Source organism: Streptomyces pratensis (assembly GCF_037137275.1).
Lineage (GTDB): Bacteria > Actinomycetota > Actinomycetes > Streptomycetales > Streptomycetaceae > Streptomyces > Streptomyces pratensis_B.
In genome coordinates this window covers 137,581-155,094 of sequence record NZ_JBBBEN010000089.1, presented here as the reverse complement: position 1 = coordinate 155,094, position 17,514 = coordinate 137,581, and the positions used below count along the sequence as shown (strand labels likewise).

The following is a 17,514-nucleotide window of genomic DNA, read 5'->3' as shown; positions in this document are numbered from 1 at the left end:
GCTGCGGGGAGTCGACGGATCAGGGCCGTCCCCCTTCAGGGCAGGCCGCCCCCCTACCGCGCCCCGGGGTCCAGCGGTGTGCGCACATCGGTCACCGCGAAGAGCGCGCCGTCCGGGTCGCGCAGCGTCACCTCCGTGCCCCCGAGCCCCCCGCGCTCCTCGACGACCGCGCCGCCGTGCCGCCGGGCCGCTGCGACGGTCTCCGCGACGTCCGCCACCGGGAACTGCACCTGCCAGTGCGGGCGCACCAGGGGATCGACCGCCGACTCAACGGCCCCGGAGCTGATCCGGGCGAGCGGCCGCCCCTCGCACCGCACGATGACCTCGTCGCCCTCGTACGCCACGTCGCAGCATCCGGGCTGCCCGTTCGCCCAGTCGAGTACCTCGCCGTAGAAGATCGCCGCGTCGAAGGCGTTGCGGGTCCTCAGCCGCAGCCAGGCGTGCGCGTGGTCGTCCGGGGCCGGTTGCGAGAGGGAGGGGGGGGTGCGCTCCCACAGACCGAAGGTCGCCCCGTCCCGGTCCGACGCCAGCACCCCGCGCCCCTTGCCCAGCGTCAGCGGGCCCACCGCAACCGTCCCGCTGCGCTCGCGGACCCGGGCGGCGGCCACATCCGCGTCGTCCACGGAGAAGTAGGGCATCCAGGCCACCGCGACCCGGTAGGCGGAGGAGACCGTGACGAACCCGGCGACAGGTACCTCACCGCGCCGGGCCACCGAGAAGTCCGACCCGAGCCGTCCGGGGCGGAACGACCAGCCGAGCACCTGTGCGTAGAACCGCTGGGCGGTTTCCAGGTCCCGGGTCATGAGAGTGACCCAGCACGGCGCCGCCGGGCCGGTCAGCGGCGCCGCCGACGGGGCCGTACGAGGTTCGCTTCCGGTCATGGGTCCACTGCCTTCTTCGGGGGAAGGCCCCGGCGCGGCCGCCGCGGCCCGGCAACCAGCCTCGTCCCGCCCGCCGGGCCTCGCAACCGAGCCGGTCAGCCGCGCGGCGTGTCCGTGTCGGGGGGCAGGGGCCCGTTGCCGTGGTCCTTCAACTCGTACGGCGACAGAGCGTGGCCGTCCTCGGGGAACCGGTCCGAGCCGTGGGGGTCGTGCTGGTCGATATGGGTGCGCCGGTCGGGCTTCTGGGGCTGCTCCTCCGGGCGGGGCGGCGGCGACTCGGCGTCACGCTTGCGCTTTCCGAGGATGAATCCGCCGATCAGAACCGCGACGACCGCGAGGGCCGCGATCGGCAGGAAGACCCCGAGGGCGCCGGTGCCGTCCGCGAGCTGGACCGCGGCCAAAACTTCTACTCCATTGAGAACGTCCATGTGATCCGCCTACCCCGGGAGACGGGTGTCAGTCAGCTATTCACAGCAATTCATGTTTTATAGCCATCTCATTGGCAAAGCGTTTCGTATGGTGCGAATCGGCTACACGATGATGACGGAACAGACCGGCCCGCGAGAGCTCGTCGGCGACGTGGTGGCCGCCGAGGCGGCGGGCTTCGACTTCTCGGTCACCTCCGACCACTTCTTCCCCTGGCTCAAGGAGCAGGGACACGCCCCGTACGCCTGGGCGGTGCTGGGCGCGGCGGCCCAGGCCACCTCGCGCATCGGCCTCATGACGTACGTGACCTGTCCGACCACCCGCTACCACCCCGCCGTCGTCGCGCAGAAGGCCGCGACGGTGCAGATCCTCGCAGAGGGCCGCTTCCGGCTCGGCCTCGGTTCCGGCGAGAACCTCAACGAGCACGTCGTCGGCGGTGGCTGGCCCGCCCCGCACGTACGGCTGGAGATGCTCGAAGAGGCTCTGGAGGTCATCCGGCCGCTGCTGGAGGGGCAAACCCTCAACCACCACGGCGCCCACTTCGACGTGGAGAGCGCCCGGCTGTGGGACCTGCCCGAGACGCCGGTGCCGGTGGGCGTGGCGGTCTCCGGACCGCTCTCCTGCAAGATCGCCGGAGCCCACGCGGACCTGGTGATCGCGACCGAGCCCAAGCGTCCCCTGCTCGACGCCTTCGACCGGCACGGCGGCGCCGGCAAGCCCCGGGTCGGCCAGCTCCCGGTCTGCTACGACCCCGACCGGGACGCCGCCGTCGCCCGGGCCCACGAGCAGTTCCGCTGGTCGGTGGGGGGCTGGAAGGTCAACTCCGAACTGCCCGGCACCGCCGCCTTCGACCAGGCCACCCAGTACGTCCGCCCCGAGGACGTGGCCTCGGCGATCCCGTGCGGGCAGGACGTCGACGAGTTCGTCGAAGCGGTGCGCGCCTACACCGACGCGGGCTTCGACGAGATCGCGCTCGTCCAGGTGGGCGGCGGACATCAGCGCTCCTTCATCGAGTGGGCCGAGACCGCTCTTCTGCCCGCTCTGCGCGATCTCTAGCGATACGCGCGCGGGGACCCGGAACCGAGCACGCCGACCGGACGCGGGGCGCTCCGGAGTGATCCCCCCCGGTCGGCGCCTCCAGTGGAAGGAACCATGGTGAACAGCACATCCGAGCAGAACGGCACGGACCAGTCGGCGGCCGGGGAGGTGGTCGTCTCCCTCAGTCGGTGCGACACCCAGGACGCGCGGACCGTGTTCGACGTCCTCGCGGCGGGCTTCGCGTCCGACCACCCGATGGGCGAGACGCCCGAACAGACCGAGGGCCCCCGCCCGACCGTCTGGGTCACCACCGTCGACGTGTCCGCCCCGAGGGCCGCCCCCGCCCCCGCCCGCCTTTCCGCCCCGGTCACCGTGGAGGCCCAGGGCGGCTACCGGGCCGTCGACCGGCTGCGCGACCACCTCACCGGGGCCTTCGCCGTGAGCGTCGTCGGCACGGCGGCCGGCGACCAGGAAGAGGAGGTCAGGCTGCGGCTGGAGAGCCGCTGAAGCCCCGGCCGTCCCGCGGCGGCAGTACCCGGCACGGGTGACGGGCCCCGCAGCGAAGTGAAAGGCACACGCATGGACTCCCTCGCCCTCGGAGTGGAACCCGACCCCGAACCGGTGGCCGACGAACGCTCCCCGGTGACCCTGTGCGTCAACGGCGAGACGGTGACGCTGACGCTCGACCACCGCACCACCGTCCTGGAGACGCTTCGGGACCGGCTCGGCCTCACCGGAGCGAAGAAGGGCTGCGACCACGGCCAGTGCGGAGCCTGCACGGTCCTGGTCGACGGACGGCGGGTCAACAGCTGCCTGCTGCTCGCCGTCTCCCAGGACGGCGCCGAGATCACCACCGTCGAAGGGCTGGCCGACGGCGAGGCGCCGCACCCCCTGCAACGCGCCTTCGTCGAGCGGGACGCCCTCCAGTGCGGCTTCTGCACCCCAGGCCAGATCTGCTCGGCCGTCGGCATGCTCAAGGAGGCGGCCGACGGCTTCCCCTCCCACGCCACCGCCCCGGGCACGCCGCCCGGCGGAGCGGCGGACCTCGACGCCGACGAGATCCGGGAACGGATGAGCGGCAACCTGTGCCGGTGCGGGGCCTACCCGCGCATCGTCGAAGCCATCGAGGACGTGACCCCGTGAAGCCCTTCGGTTATGTGCGCCCCACCTCCGCCGACGAAGCCGTGCGGCTCTGTGCGGCCGGCTCCCACGCCCGGTTCCTGGGCGGCGGCACCAACCTGGTGGACCTGATGAAACTGGGCGTCGAGACGCCCCGCCTCCTCGTCGACGTCGCGGGGCTGCCGCTGGAGTCGGTGACCCGGACAGCGGACGGCGGCCTCCGCATCGGCGCCACCGTGCGCAACAGCGACCTCGCCGCCCACCCCGACGTACGCGAGCACTACCCGGCCCTGTCCCAGGCTCTGCTGGCCGGGGCCTCCGGGCAGCTCCGCAACACCGCCACCACCGGCGGCAACCTGCTCCAGCGCACCCGGTGCCGTTACTTCCAGGACGTCTCCAAGCCCTGCAACAAGCGGCTGCCGGGCACGGGCTGCCCCGCCCGCGAGGGCGTCCACCGCGACCTCGCCGTCCTCGGACACTCCGAGGAGTGCGTGGCCACCAACCCGTCCGACATGGCCGTGGCCCTGGCGGCGCTCGACGCCACCGTGCTGTTGCTCGGCCCCGAGGGGGAACGCGCTGTCCACCTCACCGACTTCCACCGGCTGCCGGGGCGGAACCCGGACCAGGACACCGTGATCCGACCCGGCGAACTGATCACGGAGGTGGTCCTCCCGCCCCCGGCACAGGGCACGCGCTCCCGCTACCGCAAGGCCCGCGACCGGGCCTCGTACGCCTTCGCCCTGGTGTCCGTCGCGGCGGTCGTCCGGGTGGAGGCCGGGCGGATCGCCCACGCGGCCCTCGCCTTCGGCGGCGTCGCGCACCGGCCCTGGCGGGCCCGGCGGGCCGAGTCCGAGCTGCTGGGGGCGCAGGCCGCCCCCGCCGTCTTCGCCCGCGCCATGGACGCGGAACTGGCGCAGGCCCGGCCGCTGCGCGACAACGCCTTCAAAGTGGACCTCGCCCGCCGTCTCGCCCTCGACGTGCTCGGCGAGCTGACCGGCCGGCAGAGCGCCCCGACCGGCTGACCCCCCGCGAGGCCCGAAGGTCCGGCCGCCCGCCGGGCCCCCACCGACCCGAGGACCCACCGCCATGACCCACGCCCCGCAGTTCCCCGGTGCGCCCGTCGTCCGCAGAGAGGCGCGGGACAAGGTCGCCGGCGCCGCACGCTACGCGGCCGACGTCGCCCCGCCCGACTGCCTGTACGCCTGGCCTGTGCCGGCCACCGTGGCCGCCGGGCGCGTCGTCGCCGTCCGGGCCGTCGACGCGCTGGCCGTCCCCGGGGTCCACACCGTGCTCACCCACGACAACGCGCCGAGGCTCAAGGAGCCCGACGACCCGATCCTGTGGGTGCTCCAGGACGACCGGGTTCCGCACCACGGCTGGCCGATCGCCCTCGTCCTCGCCGAGAGCCTCGAAGCGGCCCGGACGGGGGCCGGGCGGTTGCTGGTCTCCTACGAACGCGACGAGCACGACGTGACCCTCACCGGCGACCACCCGGGGCTCTACACCCCCGAGGAGGCCAACGGCGGCCAGCCGGCCGTCCGCGAGCGCGGCGACGTGGACCGCGCGCTGGCCCAGGCCCCGGTGCGGATCGACGCGACGTACCGGATGGAGGCGCAGCACAACCATCCGATGGAGCCGCACGCCGCCACGGCCGAGTGGGCGGACGGGCATCTGACCGTCCACGACTCCAGCCAGGGGGCCACGCCCGTGCGCGAGAGCCTCGCCCGCGCCCTCGGGCTCGACCGGGACCGGATCACCGTCGTGTCCGAGCACGTCGGAGGCGGCTTCGGCTCGAAGGGCACCACCCGCCCCCAGCCCGTCCTGGCCGCGATGGCCGCCCGGCACACCGGCAGGCCGGTCACACTGGTCTTCCCGCGGAACCAGATGGCCGAGGTCGTCGGGCACCGGGCGCCCACCGTGCAGCGGGTCCGGCTCGGCGCCGGGCTCGACGGCGTGCTCACCGCGGTCAGCCACGAGGTCGTCACCCAGACCTCCACCGTGAAGGAGTTCGTCGAGCAGGCGGCCGTACCCGCCCGCGTCATGTACGCCTCACCGCACAGCCGCACCACGCACCGCGTCGCCGCCCTCGACGTGCCGACGCCCTCCTGGATGCGTGCCCCGGGCGAGGCCTCCGGGATGTACGCCCTGGAATCCGCCATGGACGAACTCGCCTGCGCGCTCGGGCTCGACCCCGTGGAGCTGCGACTGCGCAACGAGCCGGAGACCGAACCCGACAGCGGCCGCCCCTTCAGCAGCCGCGGTCTGGCCGCCTGCCTGCGCGAGGGCGCGGCGCGGTTCGGCTGGCACGACCGCGATCCCCGGCCCGCCGCCCGCCAGGAGGGGCGGTGGCTCCTCGGCACGGGCGTCGCGGCGGCGACGTATCCGGTCCTCGTCTCCCGCTCCTCCGCGAGCGCCGCCACCGACGGAGGCGGCGCCTTCCGCGTCGAGGTCAACGCCACCGACATCGGCACCGGGGCCCGCACCGTGCTGGCCCAGATCGCCGCCGACGCGCTCGGCACGGACCCGGACGCCGTCCGGATCGCGATCGGCAGCACCGACCTGCCCACCGCCCCCCTGGCGGGCGGCTCGTCCGGCACCGCCTCCTGGGGCTGGGCGGTGCACAAGGCCGCCACGGAGCTGGCTGCCCGGATCGCCGCGCACACCGGCCCGCTCCCCGCCGGCGGGCTCACCGCCAGAGCCGACACCGAGGAGGAGACCGCCGCCGATTCCCCGTACGCCCGGCACGCGTTCGGCGCCCACTTCGCCGAGACGGCGGTCGACTCCGTCACCGGCGAGGTCCGCGTACGCCGGCTGCTCGGCGTGTACGCCGCCGGGCGCATCCTCAACGCGCGGACCGCGCGCTCCCAGTTCACCGGCGGCATGATCATGGGCATCGGCATGGCGCTCACCGAGGGCTCCGCCATCGATCCGGTCTTCGGGGACTTCGTCGCCAAGGACCTCGCCTCCTACCACGTGCCCGTCTGCGCCGACACGGCCGACATCCAGGCGCACTGGATCGACGAGGACGACCGCCACCTGAACCCGATGGGGAGCAAGGGCATCGGCGAGATCGGGATCGTCGGCACCGCCGCCGCCATCGGCAACGCGGTGCGCCACGCGACCGGCGCGCGGCTGCGGGACCTCCCCCTCACCCCGGACACGGTGCTGCCCTACCTGCTCTGACCATCGGCCCCTTCCCACCAGGCAGAACGGTCCCCCTGTTGCGGGCCCGGAGCTCCCGGGTCACCCTAATGAGTGACCCAGAAGTGATTGACGCTCACGCTTCGTGTTCGGGGGTCGTCCGTACGGCGGGGTGAAGCACGTGAGCCTCGTGGTGAGGAGCCTCGACGATGACCGTTCCACTCGACCGGCACCGCTCGGTCGAACTGCAAGTGTCGGCAGAACGCGTATCCCCGGTGCGGCGCATCGTCGCCGCGCACCTTCGTCACTGGAGTCTCGACCTGCACGTCCGGCCGGTGTGCCGGGCCCTGGACGAACTCCTGTCCAACGTCCACCGGCACGTGGGCGCCGGCGACGCGTGCGTCGTCGAGCTCCACTGGACCGGACGGCGCGTCACCGTCTCCGTCGCCGACAGCAGCTTCCGGATGCCGAAGCTGCTGCCGGCCGGGGGCGGCCTGAGCCGGGTCATGGCCCTGAGCGACAGCTGGGGCACCTGCCGGACCGAGGCCGGCAAAGTGGTCTGGTTCACCCGCTATGCCGAGGCGCCGCACGCGGCGCCCCTGCTTCCGCGCACACCGCTGCCCGGTGCCCGCACGTCCCGGCCCGCGCCTCTCGCGGCGCTCCTGTAGGCCTCGGGGGCCCGGGGGGACGGCCCTGCCCGGCCGACGCGGAACGTGCCCGTCCGGCACGCATGATCCGCGCCGGCCGGGTACGCGCCGGGCAAGGACCGCGTTGCGCGGACCGGTGCCACGCGGCACGGTCGACATACCGATGCAAGGAGGCCACTGCCATGCCCATCGCGACGGTCAATCCCGCGAACGGCGAACTGATCACGTCCTTCGACGCCCACGGAGAGGAGGAGACCGAGCGCAGGATCGCGGCGGCCGCGGACACCTTCCGCCAGTACCGCACCACTGCCTTCGACCGGCGGGCGGCCTGGCTGAACCGGGCCGCCGACCTCCTCGACGAGGAGCGCGACACCGTCGCCCGCACCATGACCGTCGAGATGGGCAAGCCCGTCACGGCGGCCCGCGCCGAGGCGGCCAAGTGCGCGAAGGCCATGCGCTGGTACGCCGCCCACGCCGAAGGGCTGCTCGCCGACGAGCACCCCGACCCCGACGACGTGCACGACTCCGGCGCCTCGCGCGCCCTCGTCCGCTACCGGCCCCTCGGCGTCGTGCTCGCCGTGATGCCGTGGAACTTCCCCCTCTGGCAGGTGGTGCGCTTCGCGGCCCCCGCCCTGATGGCCGGCAACGTCGGCCTCCTCAAGCACGCCTCGAACGTCCCGCAGACCGCCCTCTACCTGGAGGACCTCTTCCACCGGGCCGGATTCCCGGCGGGCTGCTTCCGTACGCTGCTCATCGGCTCCAGCGCCGTCGAAGCGGTTCTGCGGGACCCCCGGGTCGCCGCGGCCACCCTCACCGGCAGTGAACCGGCGGGCCGCTCCGTCGCCGCCACCGCCGGCGACGAGGTGAAGAAGACCGTGCTGGAGCTCGGCGGCAGCGACCCCTACCTCGTCCTGCCCTCCGCGGACGTGGAGAAGGCCGCCGCCACCGCCGTCACCGCACGCGTCCAGAACAACGGCCAGTCCTGCATCGCGGCCAAGCGGTTCATCGTGCACACCGACGTGTACGACACCTTCGCCGAGCACTTCACCGCGGGCATGCGCGCCCTGACCGTCGGAGACCCGCTGGAGGAGTCCACCGACATCGGACCGCTCTCCACCGAACAGGGACGCGCGGACCTGGAGGAACTGGTCGACGACGCCGTCGAGCGGGGCGCCGAGGTGCTGTGCGGCGGCCGCAGGCCCGAGGAACTCGCCCGCGGCCTGCGCGACGGCTGGTTCTACGAGCCCACGGTCCTGGCCCGTGTCACCCCCGCCATGCGCATCCACCGCGAGGAGACCTTCGGACCGGTCGCCACCCTCTACCGGGTCGCCGACCTCGACGAGGCCCTCCACCTGGCCAACGACACCCCCTTCGGCCTCAGCTCCAACGTCTGGACCCGCGACCCGGCCGAGAGCGAGCGCTGCGCCCGCGACCTGGAGGCCGGCGGGGTGTTCTTCAACGGCATGACGGCATCGCACCCCGCCCTCCCCTTCGGAGGGGTCAAGCGCTCCGGATACGGCCGTGAACTCGCCGGGCACGGCATCCGCGAGTTCTGCAACGCCACCACCCTCTGGTACGGCCCCGAGGAGTGAGACGGGCCCCGCCGCCTCGGCGGGGCCCCGCCCGCCCCCCTCGCGAACGCGTGCGACAAGGAGACCTCCTCCGTGACCGAAGCATCCGTACCGACCGACGGCCCCCGCACCCTGCCCGACGACGAGCTGGCCGCCCTGGACGCGCACTGGCGTGCCGCCAACTACCTCGCCGCAGGCCAGATCTACCTGATGGCCAACCCCCTGCTGACCCGGCCGCTCGTCCCCGAGGACGTCAAACCGCGGCTGCTCGGCCACTGGGGCACCTCGCCCGGGCTCAACCTGGTCCACACCCACCTCAACCGTGTCGTCAAGGCCCGCCGGCTGAGTGCCCTGTGCGTCTGGGGGCCGGGCCACGGCGGGCCGGCCGTCCTCGCCAACTCCTGGCTGGAAGGCAGCTACACGGAGACCTACCCGGACGTCGGCCGGGACGCCGCGGGCATGGGGCTGCTGTTCCGGCAGTTCTCCTTCCCCGGCGGCGTGCCCAGCCACGTCGCCCCCGAGACACCCGGGTCGATCCATGAGGGCGGCGAGCTGGGATACGCCCTGGCCCACGCCTACGGGGCCGCCTTCGACCACCCCAACCTGCTGGTCGCCTGTGTGATCGGCGACGGCGAGGCCGAGACCGGGCCGCTCGCCGCCTCCTGGCACGCGAACAAGTTCCTCGACCCCGTGCACGACGGAGCGGTCCTGCCGGTTCTCCACCTCAACGGCTACAAGATCGCCAACCCGACCGTCCTCGCCCGGCTCCCCGAGGAAGAACTCGACCAGCTGCTGCGCGGCTACGGCCACGACCCCCTGTACGTCACCGGCGACGACCCGGCCGCCGTCCACCGGGCCTTCGCCGCCGCGATGGACACCGCCCTGGACCGCGTCGACGCCTGCCGGCGGGCGGCCCGCGAGGACCGGAGCGCCGAGCGCCCCCGCCCGCCCATGATCGTGCTGCGCACCCCCAAGGGCTGGACCGGCCCCGAGGAGGTCGACGGACTTCCCGTCGAGGGGACCTGGCGCTCCCACCAGGTGCCGCTCCCCGGCGTCCGGGAGAACCCCGCACATCTGCGGCAGCTGGAGGCCTGGCTGCGCTCCTACCGGCCGCAGGAGCTCTTCGACGCCGACGGCCGCCCCACCGAAACCGTCCTCGCCTGTGTGCCGGAGGGGAACGCCCGGCTCGGCTCTACCCCGTACGCCAACGGCGGCCTCCTCCTGCGTGACCTTCCGCTGCCCGCCCCGGAGGACCACGCCGTACCGGTCGAGCGGCCCGGCGCCTCCCTCCACGAACCCACCAAAGTGCTCGGCGGCTACCTGGAGAGCGTCATGCGCGCCACCGACCGGCGCAGGGACTTCCGGGTGGTCGGCCCCGACGAGACCGCCTCCAACCGGCTGGACGCCCTCTACCGGGCGACCGGCAAGGCCTGGCAGGCCTCGACGCTCCCCACCGACGAACACCTCGCCCGCGACGGCCGGGTCATGGAAGTGCTCTCCGAACACCTCTGCCAGGGCTGGCTGGAGGGCTATCTGCTCACCGGCCGGCACGGGCTCTTCTCCAGTTACGAGGCGTTCGCCCACATCGTCGACTCGATGGTCAACCAGCACATCAAATGGCTGCGCACCTCCCGCCGACTGCCCTGGCGGCGGCCGATCGCCTCGCTCAACTACCTGCTCACCTCACATGTCTGGCGCCAGGACCACAACGGCTTCTCGCACCAGGACCCGGGCTTCGTCGACCACATCCTCAACAAGAGCCCCGAAGTCGTCCGCGTCTACCTCCCCCCGGACGCCAACACCCTGCTCTCCGTCGCCGACCACGCCTTGCGCAGCCGGGACTACGTCAACGTCATCGTGGCCGGGAAACAACCCACCTTCGACTGGCTGACCCCGCAGGAGGCCCGCGCCCACTGCGCCCGGGGGGCGGGGGTCTGGGAGTGGGCCGGCACCGAGGACGGAGGCAGGGAGCCGGACGTCGTCCTCGGCTGTGCCGGAGACGTGCCCACCCAGGAGACGCTGGCCGCCGCCGACCTGCTCCGCCGTCACCTGCCGGAGCTGGCCGTGCGGGTGGTCAACGTCGTCGACATCGCCCGCATGATGCCGCACGAGGAACACCCGCACGGCATGCCGGACTTCGAGTACGACGCGCTGTTCACCCGGGACCGGCCGGTCGTCTTCGCCTACCACGGATACCCGTGGCTGATCCACCGGCTCGCCTACCGCCGCGCGGGCCACCCCCACCTGCATGTGCGCGGCTACAAGGAGGAGGGCACCACGACCACGCCGTTCGACATGGTCGTGCGCAACGACCTGGACCGCTTCCGGCTGGTCATGGACGTCATCGACCGGGTGCCCGGCCTGGGCGTCCGCGCGGTCGCCGTGCGCCAGGCGATGGCGGACGCCCGTACGCGCCACCACGCCTGGGTTCGCGAGCACGGCACGGATCTGCCGGAGGTCGTGGAGTGGGAGTGGGGCGGCGGCTGACGCGTCCCGCCGCCCCCGTCGGGCGCCGTCGTGCCGTCACGGCCCATGGGCGATCATGGGCGGCGACGCCCGCCCCGACGGAGAGAAGCCCCCCATGAAGCTGCGCTGTGCCGTGATAGAAGACTTCCAGTCCGTGGCGACCACCGTCGTCGACTGGTCTCCGGTCGCCGCCGACGTGGAGGTCGTGACGTTCACAGAGCACCTCGCCACCGAGGACGAACGGGCCGCCGCCCTCGCGGACTTCGACATCGTGGTCACCCTGCGCGAACGGGTCCCGTTCCCGGCGGAGCTGTTCGCCCGGCTGCCCCGGCTCCGGCTGCTGGTCGCCTCCGGCATGCGCAACACCGTCATCGACTACGCCGCCGCCGAACGCCACGGCGTCGTCGTCTGCGGCACCGCCAGCTCCTCCACCGCCCCCCTCGAACTCACCTGGGCGCTGCTCCTGGGCCTGGCACGCGGAATCGTCACCGAGAGCGAGGCGATCCGCACGGGCGGCCCCTGGCAGTCCACGCTGGGGGCCGACCTGCACGGCCGGCGGCTCGGCCTGCTGGGGCTGGGCAAGATCGGCGGCCGGATGGCGCAGGTGGGCCTGGCCTTCGGCATGGACGTCCGGGGGTGGAGCCAGAACCTCACGGAGGAAAGGGCGCGGGAGGTCGGGGCCACGCGCGCCGCCTCCAAGGAGGAGTTGCTCGCCACCAGCGACTTCGTCTCCGTCCACGTGGCCCTGAGCGAGCGGACCCGGGGGCTCGTCGGCGCGACCGAGCTCGCCCTGATGCGCCCCACGGCCTACCTGATCAACACCTCCCGGGCCGCCGTCGTCGATCAGGACGCCCTGCTCGCCGCCCTCCACGCCGGCTCCATCGCCGGGGCAGGGGTGGACGTGTTCGACACCGAGCCCCTCCCGGCCGACCACCCGATGCGCACCGCCCCGCGCCTGCTGGCCACCCCGCACCTGGGCTACGTCTCACGGTCGAGCTACGAGCTGTACTACGGCCAGGCCGTGGAGGACATCCGGGCGTTCCTCGACGGGCGGCCGGTCCGCCGCCTCGGCTGAGGAAGCGGACCGGACTCGGGAGGGCGCACTCGGGGCCGGCGGGGCGGCGCTGCGCCGGGGCCGGGCCCGAAGGAGGAGGGCCCGGGGGGTCAGAAGCGCAGCGCCGCCGCGATCCGGGAGTGGTCCGCCAGTGAGTCGTCCTCGACGAACACCACGTCGGCGCCGCTGTCCAGCGCCGACTCCACCAGTTCGTCGACGATGTCCTCGCGGACCCGGCCGTCCGCGCCGCGCTCACTCTCCTCCGTGACCGGCTCCAGATGCCCGTCGGTCACCCGGACCGTCGTCTGGAAGTGCTCCTCGACGGCGACCAGGCCCGCCCGGCCCTCCCGGACGGCGGCCCACACCTCGTCGAGGCCGCCCGCGAAGGCGCGGGCGCCGCGGGCCCGGTCGAGGCGGTCCCCGACCTCGGCCGCCGCCCGCCGCCTGCCCTCCGCGAGGGCGGGCCGCAGCTCCTTGAGCACCTCGGAGGCCGGCAGGTCTGCCGGTGCGCCCTTGGCTGTCCGGCCGACGGCGGCGGAGGCGCCGCCGACCTCGTCCAGCAGGGCGAGCGCCGGGGGCAGGCCCATCAGATACAGCGGCCGCGGGTCAGCGGCGAGCACCGCCCGCAGCTTCTCGTCGACCGTGCGGAAGAAGTTCCGCGTCTCCTCGTCGGTGTACGTGCTCGGGGTGTCGCCGACCCGTTCCTCGCGCTGCGGGTTCGGCGGTTCCTCGGGTGCGGTCAGCGGGAAGCCGCCCGTCTCCTCGGGCCGGAGGCCGTCGCACGTGCCGGTCCACAGGGTGGCGTGGTCGGCGGCCAGCGTGAGCACGCGGAACGGGCGCGTCTGGGCCTTGGCCGCGACGAGGTTGCGGGTCAGATAGCTGTCGCTGAGCACTACCCGCTCGGGCGCGGTGCGCGGAAGCTGCCAGATCCAGTACTCGTCCGCGGTGACCAGGACGACCAGCGAGTCCAGTGCCCTGCGCGCATCGACCTCGCCCGCCGCCCGCGCCAGCTGGGCCCGGAGAGCGGCACGCGTCTCGTGGTCCACCCGCGGGTCCGCGTCGAGCCGGTGGCCGGCCTCGGCCACCAGATTGCGCAGGCGGACCGGGTCCTGCGCGTTGTCCGGGGCCGTGCGATGGGTCGGCATCGTCAGGGAGAGGGCCGGATAGGCCCGGGGCGTCCGCAACTCACGCAAGAGGTCGGCGGTCAGGGCGTCCGTGTCCATCGTTCCCTCCCGGGGCTCGATCCCGCTTCCGGGGAAGCGGCTGCTTCAACCTGCCAATTCATACCTTTCTATTCTTATGCGGGCGAATTGAACACCGAGGAGTGAGCCGTGACGGCGGCGCGTGTGCGGGCTGTCGGCACCCGTCCTCCCTTCGGTGTCCGCCTTCTGCGAGGGGGTCGGCCGACCGGCCCGGGCCCTGGCGGGGCCCGGCGGACCTGCCGACGGCGTTCAGCGGCCTCGCCCGGCTCGCCGCGGACGGGCGGCGGACCGGGCCCTGGTCGAGGGTCGGCCTACCAGATGGCCTCGACCCACTCGGGGTGGTCGACGAACGGGTTCCGGTTGTGCTGGAACCGTTCGAATATGACGTCATTGCGGCGCTTCTCGAACGTGTCCGGCGGGTCCTGCCGGCTCCACTGCTTCAGGACGGACAGCCTGCCCATCTTCGGTGCGGACCCGTTGCCCACCCGGTCGTTGGGCTCGAGGTCGGCGAAGGAGTCGTTCCCCTCGTAACGCACCGCCATATAGAGGACCATGCGGGCGACGTCCCCCTTGACGGCGTCTCGCGGTTCGAACGAGTCGTGGTCGGTGTAGTTGCCGGGCGCCTGGCCCAGTTGGCCGCCACCGTGGTCGAAGTCCTTGTTGCCGCGGGCGGAGTTGACCGTGACGGACGTGGGCCGCAGATGGTGGACGTCGGTGCCCGGCCCCGGCGCGGTGCCGAAGTCGCCGTGGGACTTGGCCCAGACGTGCTCCCGGTTCCACTCGTCCGCGTCGCCGCCGTTGTCGTTCTTGGACTGCGAGCGCCCGGTGTAGAGGAGGATGACGTTGGAGGAGTTGGCGGGGTCCTCGTCGGTGGCCTTGAGGGCGTCCCAGACCTGCCTGTAGGAGAGCGTGGTCTGCTCGCTGATGATCGTGTGCAGGGCGGCCTTGAGCCCGGCCCCGGTCTTGCCGACGGCGCTCTGGTAGTAGGTGGCGTCCAGGGCGGCGGTTGCGGTGTGCCGGTCGGGAGCGCCGTCGGCGGGGGCGGCGGCCGCGGTGCCGGCCAGCACGGTGACGGCGGCCGCGGCGGCCAGCACCGGACGCGCGTAGAACGAGTGACGACGGGACATGGGGAGTGTCCTCTCCGGAGCGCGGGCCCCGCGACGGGGCCCGGGGCGGGGCGTCGCGGCAGCCGTGCGGTAGTGGTCAGCCGGGAGCGTCCCACACGCGCCGTGCCGCAGGTGTGAACGCGGCGCATCTATCATGTGCAGGTCAAGTAGCGGCTCGGGGAGTTCGTGTTCCCGGAGCCCGCGCGGGCCCCTGGTGGCTGACGCGCGTGAGGGGCGAGGCGCGCGGGCCGCTCCCGTGCCGGGGCGCGGCCCCGTGCGCCTCGGCGTACGGCGGGTCCCTCAGGGCCGTGCGGCCGGGGCCCCCTGCCGGGTCTACCCGGCAGCCCAGTCCCGCAGCGCCCGCAGGGAGGCGAAGTCGGCGACGTTCCGGTCGAGGGGGTCGTCGGTGTACTGGTGGATGCGCCAGGACGCCTCGATGCGGGGCGCGCCCGCGGAGACGTAGTCGGCGATCCACAGCCCGTCGCCCGCGTAACCGCTGGTGTCGTGGCCGCGCCAGAACTGCCGGTTGCAGTACAGCAGGACCCGGTGACCGGGCCGCTTCCGCTTCACCTCCCGCAGGAAGCGGTCCTTCTCCGCACTGCTCGCGCGCGTCTGCGCGCCGGTCTGCTCCCAGTCGACGGCGAGCAGGTCGCCCGCCTTCGCCGGAGCCTTCTCCAGGAAGTACGCGACCTGGTCCGCCACGTCCCCCGGCCACAGGAAGTGATAGAAGCCGACGACGCACTCGGCGTCCCGCGCCCGTTTAACCTGGGCGTCGAGGCGCGGGTTGACATAGGTGCGGCCTTCGGTGGCCTTGATGAGGACGAAGTCGAGACCGTCCGTGTCGTAGGAGGGCTGATAGGCGCTGACGTCGACGCCGTGGAGCATGGGCACCGCCTCGGAAGGAAGGGAACGACACCCCGATTCCTGCCCGCGTTCCCCCGCGGTCAAGGAAGGATTCACCCGTACGGGTGGCCCACCGCGACCGGGCCCCTCGGATGCGGGCGGGTCACCGCGGCGCGAGAATGGCGGCAACGACGAGGAGGCGGTATGAGCGAAGAACCCGAAATCCTGTCGGCTGCCAGGACCGAGCCGCAAGGGATCACCCCCGACCGGCTGCTGCACACCGGGGCGAGCGACCGGCCGAGCGCGGAGGACCTCGTACTCGCCTCCGGGCGGGACGTCACCCCGCGAACACTGGAATGGGCGCGGCGCAAGCTGGCCGAGGAGGGCCGCACGGCCATCGACAAGCAGCTGCCCTGACGGGGCCGCCGACCGGTGTACGCGGGCCGGGCGCGGATCGGCCCGGCCCGCGTACACCGACCGTGAGCGGAGCCGGATGCGGCGGGGACCGGGGAGCGCGTGGGGCGCCTTCGGTTCCCTCCGTTAGCCTGAGTGTTATATGAACCGCTTGACGACCTCCCAGGGCGCCTTCGATCTCGCCCGATTCCCCGAGCACCCGCGCGATCCCTTCCGGGCGTGGGACGCCGCCGACGAATACCTGCTCCGGCAGCTGACAGACCCCGAGACGGGGCCCGTCGACCTCTCGGGCGCGGTCGCCGTCATCGGGGACCGGTGGGGGGCACTGGCCACGGCGCTGGCCGCTCATCGGCCCGTCCAGATCAGCGACTCCTATCTGGCCCGTCGCGCCACCCTGGCCAACCTCGCGCGCAACGGCCTCGACCAGGAGGCGGCGCGCCTGCTGTCCTCGCGCGAGGACCCGCCGGACCGCGTCGACGTGCTCCTGATCCGGGTGCCCAAGTCGCTGGCCTTCCTCGAGGACCAGCTCCGCCGGATCGCGCCCGCCGTCCACGCCGGCACCGTGATCATCGGCGCCGGCATGGTCAAGGAGATCCACACCTCCACGCTCAAGCTCTTCGAGCGGATCATCGGGCCGACCCGCACCTCTCTGGCGGTGCGCAAGGCGCGGCTCATCTTCTGCACGCCGGACCCCGAGCTGCCGCGCACGCCGAGCCCCTGGCCGTACCGCTACGAGCTGCCCGCCGACGTGGGCCCGGTCTCCGGCCGGACCGCCGTCAACCACGCCGGGATCTTCTGCGCCGAGCGTCTCGACCTCGGCACCCGTTTCTTCCTGAACCACCTGCCCGCCCGCAGCGGACCCGAGCGCGTCGTCGACCTGGGCTGCGGCAACGGCGTCCTCGGCCTCTCCGCCGCCATCGCCAACCCCGAAGCACACCTCACCTTCGTCGACGAGTCCTACGGAGCCGTCGCCTCCGCTGAGGAGACCTTCCGTGCGGGCGCCCCGGACGGCGCCAAGGCCGACTTCCTGGTCGGCGACGGGCTCGGCGACGTCGCCCCGGGCAGTGTGGACCTGGTGCTGAACAACCCGCCGTTCCACTCGCACATCGCCACCACCGACGCGACCGCCCGCACGATGTTCGCCGGGGCGCGCACCGCGCTGCGGCAGGGCGGTGAGCTCTGGGTCGTGGGGAACCGGCACCTCTCCTACCACGTGCACCTGCGCCGGATCTTCGGGAACTGCACCACGATCGCGGGTGACCCGAAGTTCGTGGTCCTGCGCGCCGTCAAGCGCTGACGGGGAGACCGCACGCCGCCGTCCCTCCCGCTGAGCGCAGGCGGGGAAGACGCCTGCTCGCGACCAGTGGTCGCGAGGGCGGTGGCGTGGCCGACGAACGGGGCGCGGCCGCGGCGAGCGAGGAGCCGGGGCGGCGGAGCCGGACGGGACGGCCCCCGTCCTGTAGGGGCGAGCGAGGTCGCGCTGTACGCACCGCGCTCCCACATACCGGGAGACGCTGGAGGGGCCGCCGTCGGCTTCGACGGCTCGGGCGCGAAGAATGTCGCCGCAGCCTGTTCTCACCGTGACGATCGCATCGTGCTGTTCCAG

At 73.3% G+C, this 17,514-nt stretch carries 16 protein-coding genes; 11 read left to right on the top strand and 5 right to left on the bottom strand.

What is annotated here, in order from left to right; translation table 11 throughout:
* Nucleotides 1-53: 53 nt before the first annotated feature.
* Nucleotides 54-881, bottom strand: a complete 828-nt coding sequence (locus tag V9U70_RS15395; protein ID WP_336675666.1) for a VOC family protein — start codon at nt 879-881, stop codon at nt 54-56.
* A gap of 95 nt (nt 882-976) precedes the next feature.
* Nucleotides 977-1,309 (bottom strand): DUF6479 family protein, encoded by a 333-nt coding sequence (locus V9U70_RS15390; RefSeq protein WP_336675664.1) that lies wholly within the window; start codon nt 1,307-1,309, stop codon nt 977-979.
* An 88-nt stretch (nt 1,310-1,397) separates the two neighbouring features.
* On the opposite strand from V9U70_RS15390, the gene V9U70_RS15385 reads away from it, so the two are divergent.
* The 9 genes from V9U70_RS15385 to V9U70_RS15345 all read left to right on the top strand — a co-directional run bounded on the left by V9U70_RS15385 (nt 1,398) and on the right by V9U70_RS15345 (nt 12,364).
* Nucleotides 1,398-2,363 carry an LLM class F420-dependent oxidoreductase gene (locus V9U70_RS15385; protein WP_336675662.1) on the top strand — a complete coding sequence of 322 codons (966 nt, stop codon included), beginning with the start codon at nt 1,398-1,400 and terminating at the stop codon, nt 2,361-2,363.
* A gap of 99 nt (nt 2,364-2,462) precedes the next feature.
* Entirely contained in the window at nt 2,463-2,852 is a 390-nt protein-coding gene (locus tag V9U70_RS15380; RefSeq protein WP_336675833.1) for a hypothetical protein, read from the top strand.
* A 72-nt stretch (nt 2,853-2,924) separates the two neighbouring features.
* Nucleotides 2,925-3,488, top strand: coding sequence for a 2Fe-2S iron-sulfur cluster-binding protein (locus V9U70_RS15375; RefSeq protein ID WP_336675660.1), 564 nt, complete (start codon nt 2,925-2,927; stop codon nt 3,486-3,488).
* Nucleotides 3,485-4,486 (top strand): FAD binding domain-containing protein, encoded by a 1,002-nt coding sequence (locus V9U70_RS15370; protein WP_336675658.1) that lies wholly within the window; start codon nt 3,485-3,487, stop codon nt 4,484-4,486. The genes V9U70_RS15375 and V9U70_RS15370 overlap by 4 nt, the downstream gene beginning before the upstream one ends.
* 64 nt (nt 4,487-4,550) lie before the next feature.
* Nucleotides 4,551-6,647: a xanthine dehydrogenase family protein molybdopterin-binding subunit gene (locus V9U70_RS15365; RefSeq protein ID WP_336675656.1), complete on the top strand. Its 2,097-nt coding sequence runs from the start codon at nt 4,551-4,553 to the stop codon at nt 6,645-6,647.
* A 167-nt stretch (nt 6,648-6,814) separates the two neighbouring features.
* Entirely contained in the window at nt 6,815-7,273 is a 459-nt protein-coding gene (locus V9U70_RS15360) for an ATP-binding protein (protein WP_336675655.1), read from the top strand.
* A 161-nt stretch (nt 7,274-7,434) separates the two neighbouring features.
* Entirely contained in the window at nt 7,435-8,844 is a 1,410-nt protein-coding gene (locus V9U70_RS15355; protein WP_336675654.1) for an NADP-dependent succinic semialdehyde dehydrogenase, read from the top strand.
* A 72-nt stretch (nt 8,845-8,916) separates the two neighbouring features.
* The gene (locus V9U70_RS15350; protein WP_336675653.1) at nt 8,917-11,310 is read left to right on the top strand and encodes a phosphoketolase family protein; all 2,394 of its coding nucleotides are present in this window, start codon (nt 8,917-8,919) and stop codon (nt 11,308-11,310) included.
* 94 nt (nt 11,311-11,404) lie between these two features.
* On the top strand, nt 11,405-12,364 hold the full coding sequence (locus tag V9U70_RS15345) for a D-2-hydroxyacid dehydrogenase family protein (protein WP_336675651.1): 960 nt from the start codon (nt 11,405-11,407) through the stop codon (nt 12,362-12,364).
* A gap of 89 nt (nt 12,365-12,453) precedes the next feature.
* Here the strand turns inward: V9U70_RS15345 and V9U70_RS15340 are convergent, their stop codons facing one another.
* From V9U70_RS15340 to V9U70_RS15330, 3 genes are all read right to left on the bottom strand, one after another.
* Nucleotides 12,454-13,566 carry a baeRF3 domain-containing protein gene (locus V9U70_RS15340; protein ID WP_336675649.1) on the bottom strand — a complete coding sequence of 371 codons (1,113 nt, stop codon included), beginning with the start codon at nt 13,564-13,566 and terminating at the stop codon, nt 12,454-12,456.
* Nucleotides 13,567-13,856: 290 nt separating this feature from the next.
* Nucleotides 13,857-14,672, bottom strand: a complete 816-nt coding sequence (locus tag V9U70_RS15335) for an endonuclease I family protein (protein ID WP_336675647.1) — start codon at nt 14,670-14,672, stop codon at nt 13,857-13,859.
* Between the two features lie 312 nt (nt 14,673-14,984).
* Nucleotides 14,985-15,536, bottom strand: coding sequence for a GH25 family lysozyme (locus tag V9U70_RS15330; protein ID WP_336675644.1), 552 nt, complete (start codon nt 15,534-15,536; stop codon nt 14,985-14,987).
* A 162-nt stretch (nt 15,537-15,698) separates the two neighbouring features.
* Here V9U70_RS15330 and V9U70_RS15325 point away from each other — a divergent pair, with 162 nt between their 5' ends.
* Entirely contained in the window at nt 15,699-15,911 is a 213-nt protein-coding gene (locus V9U70_RS15325; protein WP_336675642.1) for a hypothetical protein, read from the top strand.
* Nucleotides 15,912-16,050: 139 nt separating this feature from the next.
* A complete protein-coding gene (locus V9U70_RS15320; RefSeq protein ID WP_336675640.1) occupies nt 16,051-17,205 on the top strand; it encodes a methyltransferase in 1,155 nt (384 codons plus the stop codon).
* Nucleotides 17,206-17,514 lie beyond the last annotated feature (309 nt).

Bases quoted from the DNA above. Each gene is read 5' to 3' on its own strand.
- V9U70_RS15390 (WP_336675664.1), bottom strand. From the start codon at position 1,309: ATGGACGTTCTCAATGGAGTAGAAGTTTTGGCCGCGGTCCAGCTCGCG.
- V9U70_RS15360 (WP_336675655.1), top strand. From the start codon at position 6,815: ATGACCGTTCCACTCGACCGGCACCGCTCGGTCGAACTGCAAGTGTCG.
- V9U70_RS15385 (WP_336675662.1), top strand. From the start codon at position 1,398: ATGGTGCGAATCGGCTACACGATGATGACGGAACAGACCGGCCCGCGA.
- V9U70_RS15320 (WP_336675640.1), top strand. From the start codon at position 16,051: ATGAACCGCTTGACGACCTCCCAGGGCGCCTTCGATCTCGCCCGATTC.
- V9U70_RS15375 (WP_336675660.1), top strand. From the start codon at position 2,925: ATGGACTCCCTCGCCCTCGGAGTGGAACCCGACCCCGAACCGGTGGCC.
- V9U70_RS15335 (WP_336675647.1), bottom strand. From the start codon at position 14,672: ATGTCCCGTCGTCACTCGTTCTACGCGCGTCCGGTGCTGGCCGCCGCG.
- V9U70_RS15345 (WP_336675651.1), top strand. From the start codon at position 11,405: ATGAAGCTGCGCTGTGCCGTGATAGAAGACTTCCAGTCCGTGGCGACC.
- V9U70_RS15325 (WP_336675642.1), top strand. From the start codon at position 15,699: ATGAGCGAAGAACCCGAAATCCTGTCGGCTGCCAGGACCGAGCCGCAA.
- V9U70_RS15395 (WP_336675666.1), bottom strand. From the start codon at position 881: ATGACCGGAAGCGAACCTCGTACGGCCCCGTCGGCGGCGCCGCTGACC.
- V9U70_RS15340 (WP_336675649.1), bottom strand. From the start codon at position 13,566: ATGGACACGGACGCCCTGACCGCCGACCTCTTGCGTGAGTTGCGGACG.
- V9U70_RS15330 (WP_336675644.1), bottom strand. From the start codon at position 15,536: ATGCTCCACGGCGTCGACGTCAGCGCCTATCAGCCCTCCTACGACACG.
- V9U70_RS15365 (WP_336675656.1), top strand. From the start codon at position 4,551: ATGACCCACGCCCCGCAGTTCCCCGGTGCGCCCGTCGTCCGCAGAGAG.
- V9U70_RS15355 (WP_336675654.1), top strand. From the start codon at position 7,435: ATGCCCATCGCGACGGTCAATCCCGCGAACGGCGAACTGATCACGTCC.